This is a genomic window from Amycolatopsis sp. CA-128772 (assembly GCF_002904295.1).
Taxonomy (GTDB): domain Bacteria; phylum Actinomycetota; class Actinomycetes; order Mycobacteriales; family Pseudonocardiaceae; genus Amycolatopsis.
On the sequence record NZ_PPHG01000009.1, the window covers coordinates 16,233 to 32,993 of the forward strand.

General features: G+C 71.4%; 18 protein-coding genes. 13 read left to right on the forward strand and 5 right to left on the reverse strand.

The annotated features are described in order from the left end of the window. Positions 1 to 22: 22 nt before the first annotated feature. From C2L59_RS03570 to C2L59_RS03605, 8 genes are all read left to right on the forward strand, one after another. Entirely contained in the window at positions 23 to 709 is a 687-nt protein-coding gene (locus C2L59_RS03570; RefSeq protein WP_103348070.1) for a response regulator transcription factor, read from the forward strand. Beyond that, a complete protein-coding gene (locus tag C2L59_RS03575; protein WP_103348071.1) occupies positions 706 to 2,076 on the forward strand; it encodes a HAMP domain-containing sensor histidine kinase in 1,371 nt (456 codons plus the stop codon). Before C2L59_RS03570 ends, C2L59_RS03575 begins: the two co-directional genes overlap by 4 nt. Positions 2,077 to 2,410: 334 nt before the next feature. Beyond that, positions 2,411 to 3,316 (forward strand): LysR family transcriptional regulator, encoded by a 906-nt coding sequence (locus C2L59_RS03580; RefSeq protein WP_103348072.1) that lies wholly within the window; start codon positions 2,411 to 2,413, stop codon positions 3,314 to 3,316. A 117-nt stretch (positions 3,317 to 3,433) separates the two neighbouring features. Then, the gene (locus C2L59_RS03585) at positions 3,434 to 4,582 is read left to right on the forward strand and encodes a CaiB/BaiF CoA-transferase family protein (protein WP_199198897.1); all 1,149 of its coding nucleotides are present in this window, start codon (positions 3,434 to 3,436) and stop codon (positions 4,580 to 4,582) included. Positions 4,583 to 4,628: 46 nt separating this feature from the next. Next, complete coding sequence (locus tag C2L59_RS03590; RefSeq protein ID WP_103348073.1) at positions 4,629 to 5,378, forward strand: crotonase/enoyl-CoA hydratase family protein; 750 nt, start codon at positions 4,629 to 4,631, stop codon at positions 5,376 to 5,378. Next, entirely contained in the window at positions 5,375 to 6,121 is a 747-nt protein-coding gene (locus C2L59_RS03595; RefSeq protein ID WP_103348074.1) for an acetoacetate decarboxylase, read from the forward strand. Before C2L59_RS03590 ends, C2L59_RS03595 begins: the two co-directional genes overlap by 4 nt. Continuing rightward, on the forward strand, positions 6,118 to 7,023 hold the full coding sequence (locus C2L59_RS03600) for a 3-hydroxyacyl-CoA dehydrogenase NAD-binding domain-containing protein (protein ID WP_103348075.1): 906 nt from the start codon (positions 6,118 to 6,120) through the stop codon (positions 7,021 to 7,023). The genes C2L59_RS03595 and C2L59_RS03600 overlap by 4 nt, the downstream gene beginning before the upstream one ends. A 1-nt stretch (position 7,024) precedes the next feature. Then, on the forward strand, positions 7,025 to 8,215 hold the full coding sequence (locus C2L59_RS03605) for an acyl-CoA dehydrogenase family protein (protein WP_103348076.1): 1,191 nt from the start codon (positions 7,025 to 7,027) through the stop codon (positions 8,213 to 8,215). 6 nt (positions 8,216 to 8,221) lie between these two features. Here the strand turns inward: C2L59_RS03605 and C2L59_RS03610 are convergent, their stop codons facing one another. Then, positions 8,222 to 9,439, reverse strand: a complete 1,218-nt coding sequence (locus tag C2L59_RS03610; RefSeq protein WP_103348077.1) for an LCP family protein — start codon at positions 9,437 to 9,439, stop codon at positions 8,222 to 8,224. A 186-nt stretch (positions 9,440 to 9,625) separates the two neighbouring features. Beyond that, positions 9,626 to 10,369 carry an SDR family NAD(P)-dependent oxidoreductase gene (locus tag C2L59_RS03615; protein WP_103348078.1) on the reverse strand — a complete coding sequence of 248 codons (744 nt, stop codon included), beginning with the start codon at positions 10,367 to 10,369 and terminating at the stop codon, positions 9,626 to 9,628. A 39-nt stretch (positions 10,370 to 10,408) separates the two neighbouring features. Here C2L59_RS03615 and C2L59_RS03620 point away from each other — a divergent pair, with 39 nt between their 5' ends. Then, entirely contained in the window at positions 10,409 to 11,413 is a 1,005-nt protein-coding gene (locus C2L59_RS03620) for an RNA polymerase subunit sigma-70 (protein ID WP_103348079.1), read from the forward strand. A gap of 147 nt (positions 11,414 to 11,560) precedes the next feature. Here C2L59_RS03620 and C2L59_RS03625 read toward each other — a convergent pair whose 3' ends face one another. After that, complete coding sequence (locus C2L59_RS03625) at positions 11,561 to 11,824, reverse strand: WhiB family transcriptional regulator (RefSeq protein ID WP_103348080.1); 264 nt, start codon at positions 11,822 to 11,824, stop codon at positions 11,561 to 11,563. Positions 11,825 to 12,310: 486 nt separating this feature from the next. Between C2L59_RS03625 and C2L59_RS03630 the strand changes: the two genes are divergently transcribed. Beyond that, on the forward strand, positions 12,311 to 12,799 hold the full coding sequence (locus C2L59_RS03630; protein ID WP_103348081.1) for an RNA polymerase sigma factor: 489 nt from the start codon (positions 12,311 to 12,313) through the stop codon (positions 12,797 to 12,799). A 146-nt stretch (positions 12,800 to 12,945) separates the two neighbouring features. Continuing rightward, entirely contained in the window at positions 12,946 to 13,542 is a 597-nt protein-coding gene (gene shbA / locus C2L59_RS03635; RefSeq protein ID WP_199198907.1) for an RNA polymerase sigma factor ShbA, read from the forward strand. Positions 13,543 to 13,733: 191 nt separating this feature from the next. On the opposite strand, the gene C2L59_RS03640 is transcribed toward shbA, so the two are convergent. After that, the gene (locus C2L59_RS03640) at positions 13,734 to 14,573 is read right to left on the reverse strand and encodes a LysR substrate-binding domain-containing protein (protein ID WP_103348083.1); all 840 of its coding nucleotides are present in this window, start codon (positions 14,571 to 14,573) and stop codon (positions 13,734 to 13,736) included. A gap of 96 nt (positions 14,574 to 14,669) precedes the next feature. On the opposite strand from C2L59_RS03640, the gene C2L59_RS03645 reads away from it, so the two are divergent. Together C2L59_RS03645 and C2L59_RS03650 are read left to right on the forward strand one after the other, a co-directional pair. Beyond that, complete coding sequence (locus C2L59_RS03645) at positions 14,670 to 15,632, forward strand: bile acid:sodium symporter family protein (RefSeq protein ID WP_103348084.1); 963 nt, start codon at positions 14,670 to 14,672, stop codon at positions 15,630 to 15,632. 61 nt (positions 15,633 to 15,693) lie between these two features. Continuing rightward, positions 15,694 to 16,215 (forward strand): dihydrofolate reductase family protein, encoded by a 522-nt coding sequence (locus C2L59_RS03650; protein ID WP_103348184.1) that lies wholly within the window; start codon positions 15,694 to 15,696, stop codon positions 16,213 to 16,215. Between the two features lie 202 nt (positions 16,216 to 16,417). Here C2L59_RS03650 and C2L59_RS03655 read toward each other — a convergent pair whose 3' ends face one another. Further along, complete coding sequence (locus C2L59_RS03655; RefSeq protein WP_103348085.1) at positions 16,418 to 16,696, reverse strand: hypothetical protein; 279 nt, start codon at positions 16,694 to 16,696, stop codon at positions 16,418 to 16,420. Positions 16,697 to 16,761 lie beyond the last annotated feature (65 nt).

Consider the following 16,761-nt stretch of genomic DNA (forward strand, 5'->3'; position numbering starts at 1 on the left):
CACGGCGGAGACGGGAGCAGGCATGGGGTCACCGGGACGCGGCCTCGTCCTCGTGGTCGAGGACGAGGCCGCGATCGCCGAGCTGGCGGCGCTCTACCTCAAGCGCGACGGCTTCGGCGTGCACGTCGAGGCCGACGGCGGCCGCGCGCTGGACGCGGTGCGGCGCCTCAAGCCGGTGGCGATCGTGCTCGACATCGGACTGTCCGGAATGGACGGCATCGAGATCTGCAAGGCGCTGCGCGCGGCCGGGGACTGGACGCCGGTGCTGTTCGTCACCGCCCGCGACGACGAGCTCGACCGGCTGCTGGGCCTGGAGATCGGCGCGGACGACTACCTGACCAAGCCGTTCAGCCCGCGCGAGCTGGCCGCCCGGGTGCGGACGGTGCTGCGCCGGAGCGCGGGAACGGCCCCGGCCGCGGAGACGTTCGCCGTGGGCGGCGCGCGCGTCGACGTCCTCCGCCGGCGGGCGTGGGCGGGCGAGGCCGAGATTTCCCTGACGTCGACGGAGTTCGACCTCCTCACGCACCTGCTCCGGCACCCGGGGCAGGTGCTTTCGCGCGACCAGCTGCTCAGCGCGGTCTGGGGGTACGCCGCGGCGGCGGGGACGCGCACGGTCGACGTCCACGTGGCTCAGCTGCGGGCGAAACTCGGGGTGTCGAGCCCGATCCGGACGGTGCGGGGCATCGGGTACGCGGCGGATCCGGCGTGAGGGGGTCGCTGGCCGGGCGGATCACGCTGGTGTGCCTGGCCGTCGCCGGGGTGGCGGTGATCGTCGCGGGGCTGGTCGCGGCCCGGCTGATCCGGACCACGGCGGACAACGCGCTGCAGTCGTCGCTGGCCGCGCAGGCGGACGTCGTTGCGTCCCAACTGGACGAAACGGGCATCGGCAACCGGCTGGGCGTCGGCAAGGTGGCCGACGTCGTGCGCGGGCAGGGCATCTCGGTCGTGGTCCGGCGCGCGGGCGGGCCGGCGCTCGGCGAGGGGGCTGCGGTGCAGGCCGCCGGGAAGCTCGGGCTCTCGGCGGACCACTCGGGGCGCGTCACGGTGGCGGGGTCGCAGTACCTGGTCGAGACGCGGGTCGTGGGCCCGCGCGGGGCGGCGTTCGCACTGGTCCTGCCCGCGCGCAACGCCGAAGCGACGCAGCGGGCGCTGGTGCGCAACATCCTGCTGGCGCTGGGGATCGGTCTCCTGGTGGCCGCGTTCGCGGGCTTCGTCTCGGGGCGGCTGCTGGGCCGGCCGCTGCGCCGGGCCGCGCTGGCCGCGGGTTCGCTGCGGGCGGGCCGTCGGGACGTGCGGGTACCGGTGCAGGGACCGCGTGAAGTGGCGGAGGTGGCCGGGTCGCTGAACGCGCTGGCCGACGCGCTGGCCGTCAGCGAGGCGCGGCAGCGGGAGTTCCTGCTGTCGGTGTCGCACGAACTGCGGACGCCCCTGACGGCGGTGACGGGTTTCGCCGAGGCGATCGCGGACGGCGTCGCTTCCGGTGCTGACGCGGTGCGCGCGGGGCAGACGATCCAGCGGGAGGCCGCGCGGCTCGAGCGGCTGGTCACGGACCTGCTGGAGCTGGCCCGGCTGGGGGCCGACGAGTTCCGGCTGGACGTCTCTTCGCTGGACCTGGCGGCTTTGGTGCACGACTGCGCGGAGGTGTGGCGGCTGCGGTGCTCGCGGGACGACGTTGCGCTGTCCGTCTCGGTGCCGCCTTCGCCGGTACCGGTGCGGGCGGACGCGCGCCGGCTGCGTCAGGTGGTCGACGGGCTCGCGGAGAACGCCCTGCGGGTCACGCCGGCGGGCGCACCGATGGTGTTTTCGCTCTCGGTGTCGGATTCGTCGGCTTCCCTGTCCGTCCGCGACGGCGGGCCGGGGCTGGCGCCGGAGGACTACCCGGTGGCGTTCGAGCGCGGCGTCCTGAACGCGCGGTACCGCGACCGCCGTCCGGTCGGCTCGGGCATCGGCCTGGCCCTGGTCCACGGCCTGCTCACCCGCATGGGCGGCACGTTGACGGCCGGCCCGGCCCCCGAAGGCGGCGCCGCCTTCACCCTCACGTTCCCCCTGGCCCGTGTCGCCCCGCCAATCACGTGAGATGCCCCTCCAATCACGCGAGTCACGCCCCCAATCACGCGAGTTACGTGCCCAATCACGCGAGATACGTGCCGGATCACGCGAGATACGTGCCGGGTCACGCGAGCCGACCCTCCGAGTACGCGAGTCGTCCGCCTGGGTACGCGAGTTCGCCGGTCCGGTACGCGGCACTCGCGTGATCCGGGCCGGGACTCGCGTGATTGAAGGCGGGACTCGCGTGATTGGAGACGGAACTCGCGTGATTGGAGACGGAACTCGCGTGATTGGAGGGGCATCTCGTGTGCCGGGACGGTCGGTTCGGGGGCCGGGAGGGTCGGGTGGTTAGGGTCGAGGGATGGAGATGCTGCACCTGCGCTACTTCGTCGCGGTCGCCGAGGAACTGAACTTCTCCGCCGCCGCGCGGAAGCTGCACATGGCCGCCTCCCCGCTCAGCCAGCGGATCAAGGATCTCGAACACGAACTCGGGCAGCAGCTGTTCGACCGCAGCACCCACCACGTCACCCTCACCGACGCCGGGGCCGCGCTGCTGCCGCTCGCGCGGGACGTCCTCGAGCAGGTCGGCGCCATTCCGTGGAAGCTCAAGGAGGCGACCACGCCGCAACGCAGCACCGTCTTCCTCGGGATGCCCGCCGGCGTGCACCCCGACCTGCGGGAACGCGTCAACGCCCTCGCCGAACGGGTGAAGCAGACCTACGAGCTCAAACGCTGGCCCGGCACCACCGCCGACCTCGTGCAGGGCGTGCACGACGGCAAGCTCGCGCTCACCCTCGCCCGGCTGCCGGTCACCGATCCCGCGCTGGAACAGCTGCCCGTGATGACCGAACGGCTCGGTGCCGTCGTGCCGGCCGACCTGTTCGCCGGGCGGGACTCCGTTTCCCTCGCCGAGCTCACCGAGTTCCCGTACGTGGCCTCACCAGGTGAAATCGTCCCCGCGTATTTCGACCAGCTCGACCACCAATTGAACGAACTCGGCGTCAAGAAACGCATCCGGCTGAGCAACACCGGCTACGGCGGCACGTCGGAAATCATTTCCAGCGGCGAAGCCTTCTCCATTTCCATGCTCGACAGCAAGAGCCCGATGCACGGCTACCGGCTCGACAACGTCATCGTGCTGCCGTTCACCGATTTCCGCCCCCAGCTGGACACCGGCCTGCTCTGGCGGCGCGACCGCACCGACGGCGACCTGCGCGAGCTCGTCGATGCCGCAAAAGCGATCTTCGCCGAGCCGCTCAACTCCTAGCAAAATGGTATGACCGCCAGAGTCACACCATTGTTCGCATCATGATCATTCCCTTTCGCGGCCGATGCGCCTACGTTCGTAAGTAGAGCGAAACCGCAAGGTGCGAAAGGAAGAAAGATGACGGACATCACGACCGGACCACTGGACGGCGTGCGCGTGATCGACCTCTCCACCGTGGTGATGGGCCCGTACGCGGCCCAGATCCTCGGCGACCTGGGCGCCGACGTGATCAAGATCGAGTCCCCCGCGGACACCGTGCGGGTGGGCCAGTACCGCACCACGCCGGGCATGACCGCGCTGAACCTGAACGTCAACCGCAACAAGCGCAGCGTGGCCCTCAACCTCAAGGACGAGACCGAGCGCGAGCAGGCCCTCAAGCTGATCGACACGGCCGACGTGCTGATCACCAACATGCGCCCCGGCGCGCTGAGCCGCCTCGGCCTGAACTACGCCGACGTCGCCGAGCGCAACCCGCGCCTGGTCTACGCCCACGCGCAGGGCTTCCGCAGCGACTCCGACCGCGCCGGGAACGCCGCCTACGACGAGACCGTGCAGGCCTCCTCCGGCCTGGTCGACGTGACCCACCGCGCGCTCGGCGAGCCGGTCTACCTGCCCACGATCATCGGCGACAAGGTTTCGTCGCTGACCATCGCCTACAGCGTGCTCGCCGCGCTGGTCCACCGGGACAAGACCGGGCAGGGCCAGCAGATCGAGATCCCGATGACCGACACGCTGCTCGCGTTCAACCTGGTCGAACACCTCGCCGGGCACACCTACGAGCCGCCCGAGGGCCCCACCGGCTTCGCGCTGTCGATGACGAAGGGCCACGCCGCGGTCCACACGAAGGACGGCCTCGCCTGCGTCATCCCCTACAACCCGCAGAACTTCCGCGACTTCTTCGCCGCGGCCGAGCGGCCCGACCTCGCCGCGGACCCGCGCGTGAACGGCGAAGCCATCGACCGCGCCGACAACGAGTGGCTGAGCGAGCAGATCGCGGTGTGCGCCCCGGCGCTGACCACCGAGGAGTGGGCCGAAGTCTGCGCGAAGCACAGCATCCCGATGGCACCGGTCCTGGACCTGGACAAGGCCCACGAGGACCCGTACGTCCGCGACGGCCACCTGCTGGACACCGTCGAGCACCCGAGCGAGGGCGTCATCCGCACGGTCGGCATCCCGGTGAAGTTCTCCGCGACGCCCGGCTCGATCCGCCGCCTGGCCCCGCTGGCCGGCCAGGACACCGCCGAAGTCCTCGCCGAACTGGTCTGAACCACCGTCACTTTCACGTGAAAGTGGCACCTGGGAAGTGAAGAGCATGAGTGAAGTACGCAGTGAGCGGATCGGCAGCACCCTGCTGATCACGATCGACCGGCCGCAGGCCCGCAACGCGGTCAACGCCGCCGTCGCCGCCCAGCTGGCCGCCGCCCTCGACGAACTCGAGAGCGACCCCACGCTCCGGGTGGGCGTCCTGACGGGTGCCGAGAACACCTTCAGCGCCGGCATGGACCTCAAGGCCGCTCTCAAGGGCGAGTCGCCGGAGATCCCGGGCCGCGGGTTCGGCGGCCTGACCGAGGCCGAGCTGACCAAGCCGCTGATCGCCGCCGTCGAAGGCTTCGCGATGGGCGGCGGGTTCGAACTGGCGCTGGGCTGCGACCTGATCGTCGCCGCGGAAGACGCCACGTTCGGGCTCCCCGAAGTCAAGCGCGGCCTGATCGCCGCCGGCGGCGGCGTCATCCGGCTGCCGAAGCGGATCCCGCACCACCTGGCGATGGAGTTCCTGCTCACCGGCGAGCCGGTCACCGGCCGCCGCGCCGGCGAGCTGGGCCTGGTCAACCGCGTGACGCCGAACGGCGACGCCGCCGCGGTGGCCGTCGCCCTTGCCGAGCAGCTGGCGGAGAACGCGCCGCTGGCGCTGGCCGCCGTGAAGAAGATCGTGCGCGGCTCGGAGGCGGAAGCCTTTGCCGTGCAACGCGAAGAGACCAAGAAACTGATGCAGTCCAAAGACGTCCGCGAGGGCATGACCGCCTTCGCCGAACGCCGCGCTCCGAAGTGGACAGGCGAATGAAGATCGAAGAAGTCCGGCGGCACGTGACGACCCCGCTGACCGCCCCGGCGTTCGCGCCCGTGGTCCCGCGGTTCACCGATCGCGAGTACCTCAACATCGTCTACCGCACCGACGCCGACGCCCTGCGCGCCGTCGTCCCCGAGCCCCTGCGGATCGAAGAACCGCTGGTGCGCTTCGAAGTCATGAAGATGGGCGACGTCTCCGGCTACGGGCCGTACACCGAGTCAGGCCAGGCGATCGAGGTCAGCTTCGACGGCGAGCGCGGCGAGTACCTGCACGCGATGTACCTGGACAACTTCCCGGCGACCGCGTCCGGGCGCGAGGTCAGCGCCTACCCGAAAACGGTGGGCCGCCCGGATCTCTATGTCGACAACGGTGTCCTCGTGGGCACCCTGGACTACGGGACGCTGCGCGTGGCCACCGCGACCATGGGCTACAAGCACCACGAGCTGGACGCCGGCGAGGCCGAACGCCAGATCACCGTCCCGACGTTCATGCTCAAGACGATCCCCGGCTACGACGGCGCCCCGCGCGTCCAGGAGCTGGTCCGCACCGAGATCAGCGACGTCGTGGTCAAGGAGGCGTACACCGGCCCGGCGCGGCTGCAGCTGTTCCAGCACGTCCTGGCCCCGCTGGCCGACCTGCCGGTGCTGGAAGTCGTCTCCGCCAGCCACATCCGCACCGACCTGACGCTCGCCCCGGTCAAGCCGGTCTTCGACTACCTGAAGGGAGCGCAGTCGTGAAGAACGCCGCAGTCATCGGCGCCGGCACCATCGGCCTGTCCTGGACGGCCCTGTTCGCGAGCCACGGCCTGACCGTCCGGGTCAGCGACCCCCGCCCCGACCTCGCCGACGCCGTGCAGGACGCGCTCGAAACGTTCGCCCCGCACCTCGGCACGACCGCCGCCGAACTGGCGGCCCGCGTGCACCTCGCCGCCGACGTCACCGAGGCCGTGCGGGACGCGGATGTGGTGCAGGAGAACGGTCCCGAGAACGTCGAGTTCAAAAAGGACCTGTTCCGGCAGCTCGTCGACGAGGCTCCGGAGCACGCGCTGCTGCTGAGCTCGTCGAGCGCCATCCCCTCGACGGCGTTCACCGGCGAGATCGACGGCCGTCGTGTCCTCATCGGACACCCGTTCAACCCGCCGCACCTGATCCCGCTGGTCGAGGTGGTCCCCGGCGAGCACACCAGCGACGAAACCGTGCAGCAGGCCGTCGCCTTCTACACCTCCCTCGGCCGGACGCCGGTCGTGGAGCGCAAGGAGATCGCCGGCTTCGTCGGCAACCGCCTGCAGAACGCGCTGAGCCGCGAGGCGATCTACCTCGTCGAGCAGGGTGTCGTCACGCCCGAGGACCTCGACAGGGTGATCACCAGCTCGCTCGGCATCCGCTGGGCCACGGTCGGGCCGTTCCTCGGCTCGCACCTGGGCGGCGGCCCCGGCGGCTACCGGCACATGGCCGAGCACATCGGCAAGTCCATGAAGCAGATGTGGGCCGGGCTGGGCACCCCCAGCCAGCGCCCCGAAGAGCAGGAACGGCTGATCGAAGCCGTCGAACGGGCTTACGGCTCCTCCACGTATTCGGAACTCGCCGAGACGCGCGACCGCAAGCAGCTGGCCATCCTGTCCGCATTGGAGGAGAACTGAAATGGAACCGCTGAAGGACAAGCTCACCGCCGACTTCTACGACTTCGAGGCGCTGCTGCCGGACGACGAGCGCAAGCTGCTGGTCCAGGCGCGCGAGTTCATGCGCAACGACGTCAAGCCGCTGGTCAACGAGAACTGGGAAGCCGGCACGTTCCCGAAGGAACTCATCGGGCTGTTCCGCGGCTCCGGCCTCGCGGGCCTGCCCTACGAGGGCTACGGCGAGCACAAGGCGGCGGTCAGCCACCTGCTCACCGGCATGATGGCGATGGAGATGAGCCGCACCGACGCGTCCGTGGCGACGTTCTTCGGTGTCCACAACGGACTCGCGATGTACTCCATCCACAGCGGCGGCAGCCAGGAGCAGCGCGACCGCTGGCTCCCGGAAATGGCCGCGATGGACAAGATCGGCGCGTTCGCGATGACCGAACCGCTGGGCGGCTCGGACGTCGCCGGCGGCATGCGCACCACCGCTCAGCGTGACGGCGACAGCTGGGTCCTCAACGGCGCCAAGAAGTGGATCGGCAACGCGACCTTCGCCGACTACGTCGTGGTGTGGGCCCGTGACCTCGACGACAACCACGTCAAGGGGTTCGTCGTCGAGAAGGGCACGCCGGGTTTCGTGGCCGAGAAGATCCAGGGCAAGACCGCCTTCCGGATCGTCGAAAACGCCGAAATCACGCTGACCGACGTGCGCGTGCCGGAGGAGAACCGCCTGCAGGGCATCAACTCCTTCCGCGACGTCGCCGAAATCCTGCGCGCCACCCGCGGCGGCGTGGCCTGGCAGGCACTCGGCGTGATGATCGGCGCCTACGAGCTCGCGCTGGACTACGCCAAGGAGCGCACGCAGTTCGGCCGGCCGATCGCCCGCTTCCAGCTGGTGCAGGACCTGCTCGTGAAGAGCCTCGGCAACATCACCGCCTCCTGGGGCATGCTGGTGCAGCTGGCCCGCCTGCAGGACGCGGGGATCTTCCAGGACGAGCACTCGTCGCTGGCGAAGGCGTTCGTCACCTCGCGGATGCGCGAGGTCGTCGCCTGGAGCCGCGAGATCTTCGGCGGCAACGGGATCGTGCTCGAATACGACGTCGCGCGGTTCTTCGCCGACGCCGAGGCGATCTACTCCTTCGAGGGCACGCGCGAGATGAACACCCTGATCGTCGGCAAGGCGATCACGGGACAGTCCGCGTTCGTGTGAGATAGCTCAGTTGACGCAGCCGGCGGCCGTACCGGTCGCCGGCTGTTTCGCGTCCGTGGCCGCGCTGCCGGGCGCCGGCGTCTTCGTGCCGGTGGCCGCGACCGGCTTCACGCCGCCGGTCGTGTCGTCGCCCGAGGCCCGGACCGCCGGCGTGCTGATCGCCGTGCGGACGAACTGCTGCACCTGGGCCGGGTCGACCTTCACCGCGTCGCCGTCGTACGGCGTCTGCAGCGACAGGCTCTGCACCGGGATCGTGACGAACGCGATCGCGCCGGACGTCATCCCGCGCAGCTGCTGCGCGAAGCTCAGGATGTCCCAGCCCTTGTCCAGCACGACCGAGCCCTGCACCGCGCCGACCAGCGCGGAAAGCCTGGACGGGTCGGTGAACGTGCCCGCGTTCAGCACGGTTTTCGCCATCCCGGACAGGAACGCCTGCTGCCGCGCGATCCGGTCGAGGTCGCCGTTCTGCAGGCCGTGGCGCTGGCGGACGAAGGCGAGCGCCTGCGCGCCGGACAGCGTCTGCGTCCCGGCCGGGAAGTCCGCGCCGGAGTAGCTGTCGTGCACCGGCGCCTTGAGGCAGACCTCGACACCGCCGACGGCCTGCGAGAGCGCGTCGAAGCCGGCGAGGTTGATCGCCGCGTAGTGGTTGATCGTCAGGCCGGTGAACTTCTCCGCGGTTTGGATCGCCGTCCGGGCGCCCGCGGCGTTCGCGGCCACCTCCAGCTGCGCGCCGGACAGCCCCTGGGCGCGCAAACCGGACATCGAGGCGTTCTTGCCGCGGCTGTACGCCGAGTTGATCTTGTGCTTGCCGTAGCCGCCCGCGATGTCCACATAGGAGTCACGCGGGATCGAGATCGCGGTGGCCGCGGCGCCGCCCGCCGGGATGTGCACCACGATCATCGTGTCCGTGGTGTCGCCGCCGTCGTCGCCGCTTCCGGCGTGCAACGCGTCGAGCACGTTCTGTGGCAACGGGTTGCCGTACGCGTCGGTACGCGCGTCGATCCCGACGAGCAGGATGTTCTGGGCGGTCTTCAGCGGCTCGCCGGGCGGGGTGTCATCGTTGTCGAGCTGCGCGGCCGGCGGGATGACGTCGGCGGTGACGATGCCGGCGTCCAGGCTGCTCAGCTGCGTCCACAGGTAACCGGTGGCGCCGAGCACCACGGTCGAGACGACGCCGAGCGCGACCCGGCCGCCGATGCGGCGCCCCCGCGACGACAACAGCACGGCACTTCCCCTTGCTTCCCTCTGACGGTTCCCCCCTTCGAGGATCACCGCGTTAGCTGGGAATCAGCTGAGAAAGTTGTCGGAATGCTGTGACGCTGCCCGAACGGCCGAGCACCACGGTCGGTTTTGCCACGCACGGTACCGAAGCGCGCACGGGAAAGTGCTGTGGCACCGGACACAGTGGCCTCAGCGTGGCAGGCGGCGCCAGACCGCGCGCGGCAGCAGGCGCATCGCGAAGAAGACCGGACGGAGTACTCCGGGCACCCAGACGACCCCGCGGCCGCGGCGCAGCGCCGCGACCGTCGCGTCGGCCACCTGGTCCGGCGTGCTGGAAAACGGCGCGGGCGCCATGCCTTCGGTCATCCGGCCGATCACGAAACCCGGACGGACGAGCAGCAACTGGACGCCGGACCCGTGCAACGCGTCGGCGAGGCCGCTCGCGAAGCCGTCGAGCCCGGCCTTGGCCGAGCCGTAGACGTAGTTCGCGCGGCGCACCCGCACCCCGGCCACCGACGAGAACACGACGAGCCGGCCGTGCCCCTGCGCGCGCAGCAGGTTCGCGGCGTGGGTCAGCACGCCGACCTGGGCGACGTAGTCGGTGTGCACGATCGCGGCGGCGTGGGCGCTGTCCCGTTCGGCGCGGGCCTGGTCGCCGAGGATCCCGAAGGCGAGCACGACGGTTTCGAGCGGCCCGTGCTCGGCCGCCACCTTCTCCAGGAAGGGACCGTGCGCGCCGAGGTCGTCGGCGTCGAACTCCGCCGTGTCCACCGTTTCGGCGCCCGCGGCGCGCAGCGCGGCAACCTCCGCGGCCAGGTCCGCACCCGGGCGCGCGGCCAGCACGAACCGTCGCACATCCCCGCTGACCAGGCGTTTCGCCACGGCTAGCCCGATTTCACTGCGTCCGCCGAGTACCAGCACCGTTCCGCTCACCGCCGCAGTCTTGCAGCCCGGGTGCGCTAGCGTGCCGGGGTGGGGCACGACTTCGAGACGCTCGTCGAACGGCACCGCCGGGAGATCCAGGTCCACTGCTACCGGATGCTCGGCTCGCTGGCCGACGCCGAAGACCTCACGCAGGAGACGTTCCTGCGCGCGTGGAAGGCCCGGGACGCGTTCGAAGGCCGGGCGAGCGTGCGGACCTGGCTCTACCGGATCGCGACGAACGCCTGCCTCGACGTCCTCGCCCGCCGGCCGCGGCGCGTGCTGCCCGACCAGCTCGGCCCGGCCGGGGAGCCGGCCGGCCCGATCACCGCCGCCGACCTGCCGTGGCTGGAGCCGTACCCGGACCGGCTGCTCGAGGGCGCCGGCCCGGACGACGCCGTGGTCGAGCGGGAGACCATCGAGCTGGCCTACCTCGCCGCCGTCCAGTACCTGCCGCCCCGCCAGCGGGCGACGCTGATCCTGCGGGACGTGCTCGGCTGGCCGGCGAAGGAAACGGCGTCGCTGCTGGAGACGAGCGTCGCGTCGGCCAACAGCGCGCTCCAGCGGGCCCGTGCGACGTTGCGTGAGCGGCTGCCCGCGCGGCGTGCCGAGTGGACGGTCGGCGACCCGACGGCGGAAGAAACGGCGCTGCTGAAGCGGTTCATCGCCGCCTACCAGGACGGCGACCCCGCCGCGGTCGCCCGGCTGCTGCGCGAGGACGCCCAGGCGGTCATGCCGCCGTACTCGCTGTGGTTCGACAGCCGCGCTTCGATCATCCGGGCGCTGTCGCTGTCGATGGATCCGGCATCGCCGCACTGCATCGGGCGGTTCCGGATGCAGCCGGTCCGCGCCAACCGGCAGCCCGCGGTGGCCGGTTACCTGCGGCGACCAGGAAAGCACGAACACCACTGGTTCGGCGTCACGCTCCTCACGATCGAGGACGGCCTGATCACCGGGATGGCCGCGTTCGAGTCGGCGACGGCGGCCGCGTGGGACCTGCCGGAAACCTGGCCGGCCGGGCACGGCGACGGCGGGCCGGCGGGAAAGATGCAATGAATCGCATGTTTACCGAGCGGTGGAAAAAGCCCGGGTGGGTGATCCACGAGGAATCACCCACCCGGGCGCGCACACGACCGGAACCGATTTTGTTCCGGATTCTGTGGTTATGCTCGAGGCCGCCGGGAAGAGGTCACCGGCAGTGCGTCAGGCCGCTCGGTGCCGCTGCGGCGCGGTGCGCACCAGCCGCCGGCGTTCGTCTGCGGTGGTGCCGCCGAAGACGCCGTGGTCAAGGCCGTTGTCGAGCGCGTAGCCGAGGCAATCGGCGCGCACCGGGCAGCGCGCGCACACGGCCCTCGCCTGTGCTGTCTGCCGGGCGCCGGGACCGACCTCGGAGATCGGGAAGAACAGTTCCGGGTCCTCGTCCTTGCAGGCCGCGAGTTCCGCCCAGCCCGTCATCGTGGCTTCCATTTCCTTCGTTCACCTCCTATCTCTTACTGCTTCCCATTGTTGGGGCGCGTCAACCGACTTAACTCCGGCGGACGCGCGAGCGTATCCGCCTGGGTCAAGGGGGTTTTGGCTTCGGTCCCCGGCTCACCCTCCGGGCAACCAAGACTGCAACACATGAGAGTACGCCCTTCTTCCCCGGATCTCGATGTCGATCACGTCACCCGATCGGCGACGGCCGGGCCCCGGCGCACGTCCGCCGGGCGGCCCCCGACCGGGCCCGCTTACCTTGTCCAGCACGGGTTTCCGGCTCGGGCGTGATCAAACATGACCGGCGCGACGCACCATCCGCGCGACCGGAATCCGCCGTTCGCGGGCGGGTCGCTGTCACCCGGCGTCACCGAAGCAACGCGGTCCATTACTCCTACCGAGCAGTCTTGATCGAATCGTTACACGTAGCCGGCACCTCAGCGCACCTGTGTTGGTGAGGCGAGGGGTGGTGAGGGGTCCGTGGGCGGTCACGACGAGTTCGACGCGTTTTTCCGCGCCGACTTCCCGCAGCTCGTCGCCTTCCTGTGCAAGGCCGGGTTCGAGGTCGAGACCGCGCGGGACGTCGCCGCGGAGGCGATGCTGCACGCGCTGGAGGCGTGGCCGACCCTCGAGGACCCGCGGGCGTGGGTCCGCCGGGTCGCCGGGCGGCTGCTCGACGCCCCGGGCGGCGGCCGGGCGGACTGGACCCTGGCGGGCGACCCGCGGGACGACGAGGAGCTCTCCGGGCTGGTGGAGCAGCACGCGGGGCTCATCGACCTGCTCGCCTCCCTCCCCGGCCGGCAGCGCATGGTCCTGGCGTGGTCGCTCGACGGGTTCACGCCGGCCGAGATCGCGGAGGCGCTGCGGATCGCGCCCGCGACGGTCCGTTCCACCCTCCGCCACGTGCGGGAACGCCTCAGGCGACACCGGGCCGCGCGGCACGGTGACCAGCGGGACAGGGAAAGGTGAGCGAAATGCCGGCAACCGAGTACGGGGATCGCGCGATCACCGAGCTGCTGCGGGCGTCCAACGCCGCGTTGCACGACTCGCTGCGCGCCGGCCTCGACGTCGAGGGCACCCTGCTGCGGGTGCGCAGCCGGGCGCTCGTCCGGGAGATCGCCGCGGCCCCGCCGCCCGAAGCGTTCCCGCCGCACTGGCGCCGGCACGACGAGCCGGTCGCCGCGGCGATCGCCGGCGACTACGCGGCGATCGCCCGCCTGCTCGCCACGATCCGGCCCCTGGTGGTGCGCTACTGCCGGGCCCGGGTCGGGCGTCACGAGCGCTCGTTCGCGTCGGCGGACGACGTCGCCCAGGAGGTCTGCCTCGCCGTGCTCACGGCGCTGCCGTCCTACCACGACCAGGGTCGCCCGTTCCTGGCGTTCGTCTACGGCATCGCCCAGCACAAGGTGGCGGACGCCCACCGCGCGGCGGCCCGCAACCGCGCCGACCCGGTGCCCGAGGTCCCCGACGGCGTGAGCGAATCGGCGGGTCCGGAGCAGCGGGCCCTGCGGTTCGAGCTGAACGAGCAGCTGGCCCGGCTGCTGGACGTGCTGCCGGCGAAGCAGCGCGAGATCGTGGTCCTGCGCGTGGTGGTCGGCTTGTCGGCGGAGGAGACGGCGGCGGCGGTGGGGTCGACCCCGGGTGCGGTCCGCGTGGCCCAGCACCGCGCGCTCGCCCGCCTGCGGCGGATGCTGACCGGCGAGGACGGCTGAGGTCGCGCCGACACCGCCGGACCTGACAGGCACCACACTCGCGACCGCCGTCCCGCTCCGCGCCGCTTGCTGCTCACCGGCAAGGCGCGCGCCGAACGGTTCGAGGTCGCGCCGATGGCACCGCCGGACCCCGGCAGGCGCCACGCTCGCGACCACCGCCCCGCTCCGCCGGCCGCTCGCCCCCACCGCGGCTAAGGCTCGCGCCCGACCCGCTCCACGATGAACTCCGCCAAAGCCGCCGCCGGGCCCGCCATCGACTCGCGGGACAGCAGCATGAACTCGATGTCGCCCGGCTCGGGCAGGCCGTCGAGCTCCATGAGGTCGGCCGGGACCAGGCTGCGCGCGTGCAGCGTCACCCCGAGCCCGGCCGCCGCCGCGGCGCGCAGCCCGGTGAGGCTCGATGTCTGGCACGCCGCGCGCCACTCCAGGCCCGCGCGCTCGAGGCACTCCACCGCCAGCTGCCGCGTGATCGACGGCATCGGGTACTGCACCAGCGGCACCGGCTCGCCGGGCTCCAGCACTGTGGCCGCCGACCCGATCCAGACCAGCGGCTCCCGCCAGAGCAGCCGGCCGTGGTGCGCGCCCGGGCGGCGCTTGCCCAGCACCAGGTCGAGCCGGCCGGCGCGCAGCCGCTGGGTCAGCACGTCCGAGAGCTCGACCGTCAGCTCGACGTCGACCAGCGGGTGACTGCGGCGCAGCCGGTGCAGGATCTCCGGCAGCTCGCCGAGCGCGAAGTCCTCGGACACGCCGAACCGCACGCGCCCGCGCAGCTCGGCGCCGCGGAAGTGCCGCTCCGCGCGTTCCTCGGTGTCGACGATGGTCTGCGCGAAGCCGAGCATCGCCTGCCCCCGCCCGGTGAGCTCCACCGTGTGGGTGTCCCGGGCGAACAGCAGCCCGCCCGCGTCGCGCTCGAGCCGCCGGACGTGCTGGCTGACGGTCGGCTGGCCGACCCCGAGCCGCCGCGCGGCCGCCGTGAAGCTGCGCGTCTCGGCGACGGCGAGGAACGAACGGCACAGGCGCGGGTCCAGCATCCCGGCACTTTATCGCGATTCGCGATGACAGTCAGTCCGGTCATCGAGGTTCACAATGAGCGGCCGGGCGCCGAAAATGGCTGCGGAAGGAGATCCATGCCTCGTCTCGACCCGTTCGTCCTCGCCATCCTCGCCACCGTCGGCGTCGCCACCCTGCTGCCCGCGTCGGGCGCGGTGGCCGGCGGCTTCGGCGTCGCCACCACCATCGCCGTCGGCCTGCTCTTTTTCCTGTACGGCGCGCGGCTGTCCACCCAGGAGGCCCTCGACGGGCTGCGGCACTGGCGGCTGCACGCGGTGGTGCTCGGCGCGACGTTCGTCCTGTTCCCGCTGCTCGGTCTGGCGCTGTTCCTGCTCCCCGCCTCGGTGCTTCCGCCGCAGCTGGCCGCGGGCGTGCTGTTCCTGGCCGTGCTGCCCTCGACGGTCCAGTCGTCGATCGCGTTCACCTCGATCGCCCGCGGCAACGTCGCGGCGGCGATCTGCAGCGCGTCGCTGTCCAACCTGGCCGGCATCGTGCTGACCCCGCTGCTGGTGGCCCTGCTGCTCGCCGGCGACGGCGCGGGCGTCGACGGCTCGGCGGTGCTCGGGATCGTGCTGCAGCTGCTGGCGCCGTTCGTGGCCGGGCAGCTGGCGCGGCGCTGGATCGGCGGCTGGATCAAGCGCCATTCCGCGCCGCTGAAGCTGGTCGACCGCGGTTCGATCCTGCTGGTGGTCTACACGGCGTTCAGCGCGGGCATGACCGAGGGCAGCTGGCACCGGCTCGACGTGGGGCACCTGCTGGTGCTCGTGCTGGTGTGCGGCGTGCTGCTCGCGGCGGTGCTGGCCGCGACCGGCTGGGGCGCGCGCCTGCTGGGGTTCGCCCGCGCGGACCGGATCACCATCGTGTTCTGCGGGTCGAAGAAGAGCCTGGCCAGCGGCCTGCCGATGGCGACCGTCCTGTTCGGGCCCGCGCAGGTGGGCCTGATCGTGCTGCCGCTGATGCTGTTCCACCAGATCCAGCTGATCGTCTGCGCCGCACTGGCGCGCCGCTACGCCGAAGCCGGGGAACTCGTGCCGGCCTGACCGATGAGTTTCCCGGCCCGGGCCCGTCGGTATGGGAAACCGCAACCGGGAGGCGTACCCCATGGCCAAGTTCCTGTACCACGTCACGATGTCCCTCGACGGCTTCATCGCGGCCCTCGGCGACGACATGTCCTGGCTCCACGACGTGCCCGCGGGCCCGAACCCGGCCGTCGAGCGGGTGCTCGGCGAAGTCGGCGCGGTCCTGATGGGACACCGAACGTACGCCCCGGCCGCGACGGCCGACGGAGAGGTGTACGGCGGCCGCTGGCACGGCCGGATCTTCGTGGTGACCCGCGACGCCGAGCCGGCCCCGGGCTTCACCCTGGTCGCGGACCTGCCCGAAGCGATGGCGGCAGCTTCGGAGGCGGCGGGCGACGGCTACGTCGCGGTCCTGGGCGCGGCGACGGCCCGGAGGTGCCTGGAAGCCGGCCGGCTCGACGAAGTCCTGGTTCACGTGGCACCGGTCTTCCTCGGCGACGGCGTCCGCTTCTTCGACCACCCGGGCGGCACCCGGGTGCGGCTGGAGCCGGTGGAGGTGAGCCAGGCCGGGCCGATCGCCAACCTCCGGTACCGGATCGGGTGAACGTCCTATGTGGATGGTCAGGCGCAGCTCCTCCGGCGGCGGCCTGTTCCGCAGCAGGCTGATCCATGTCGGGGGCGGCAGCGCTCGCGCGGTCATGAACGGGCGGGATTCTGCGGCACAATCAGTCTCTCGGGCCGGACATCGGTCGCCGTGACAGCTGAGCGGAATCCGCAGCAATCCCCTTGTCCACCAAGCTTTTCCGTCACCGCGGCCCGGGCGAAGGCTTCTTCCGCAGTTCCTCCGCGAAAATGGTGTCGACACGGGAAGCCGCCCGGCGCAACGCGCGCACCGCGGAACCGATCAGCACCACCAGAGTGAACGTGAACAACAGCACCAAGCCGACGGTCGCGGGGTTCGCCACGAGAACCTCCCGGTACTGGTGTGCAAGGTAGCCCAGGCCCGCCCCGGCGGTGAACGCGTCCAGCAGCGCCAGCCCGAACACCCGGTCCCGGGACGAGCCGGCCCACAGAGCAGAGGCCATCACTTCCTCCCGCCGTTCCGGTCAGCGGTGACGCCCTTGCAACCTAGACGAGCCTGCGCCGGTCG

What these genes read in the sequence shown, in the direction of transcription:
- C2L59_RS03570 (WP_103348070.1), top strand. Translation starts at nt 23, where the DNA reads ATGGGGTCACCGGGACGCGGCCTCGTCCTCGTGGTCGAGGACGAGGCC.
- C2L59_RS03580 (WP_103348072.1), top strand. Translation starts at nt 2,411, where the DNA reads ATGGAGATGCTGCACCTGCGCTACTTCGTCGCGGTCGCCGAGGAACTG.
- C2L59_RS03585 (WP_199198897.1), top strand. Translation starts at nt 3,434, where the DNA reads ATGACGGACATCACGACCGGACCACTGGACGGCGTGCGCGTGATCGAC.
- C2L59_RS03590 (WP_103348073.1), top strand. Translation starts at nt 4,629, where the DNA reads ATGAGTGAAGTACGCAGTGAGCGGATCGGCAGCACCCTGCTGATCACG.
- C2L59_RS03595 (WP_103348074.1), top strand. Translation starts at nt 5,375, where the DNA reads ATGAAGATCGAAGAAGTCCGGCGGCACGTGACGACCCCGCTGACCGCC.
- C2L59_RS03605 (WP_103348076.1), top strand. Translation starts at nt 7,025, where the DNA reads ATGGAACCGCTGAAGGACAAGCTCACCGCCGACTTCTACGACTTCGAG.
- C2L59_RS03625 (WP_103348080.1), bottom strand. Translation starts at nt 11,824, where the DNA reads ATGGAAGCCACGATGACGGGCTGGGCGGAACTCGCGGCCTGCAAGGAC.
- C2L59_RS03640 (WP_103348083.1), bottom strand. Translation starts at nt 14,573, where the DNA reads ATGCTGGACCCGCGCCTGTGCCGTTCGTTCCTCGCCGTCGCCGAGACG.
- C2L59_RS03645 (WP_103348084.1), top strand. Translation starts at nt 14,670, where the DNA reads ATGCCTCGTCTCGACCCGTTCGTCCTCGCCATCCTCGCCACCGTCGGC.
- C2L59_RS03650 (WP_103348184.1), top strand. Translation starts at nt 15,694, where the DNA reads ATGGCCAAGTTCCTGTACCACGTCACGATGTCCCTCGACGGCTTCATC.
- C2L59_RS03655 (WP_103348085.1), bottom strand. Translation starts at nt 16,696, where the DNA reads ATGGCCTCTGCTCTGTGGGCCGGCTCGTCCCGGGACCGGGTGTTCGGG.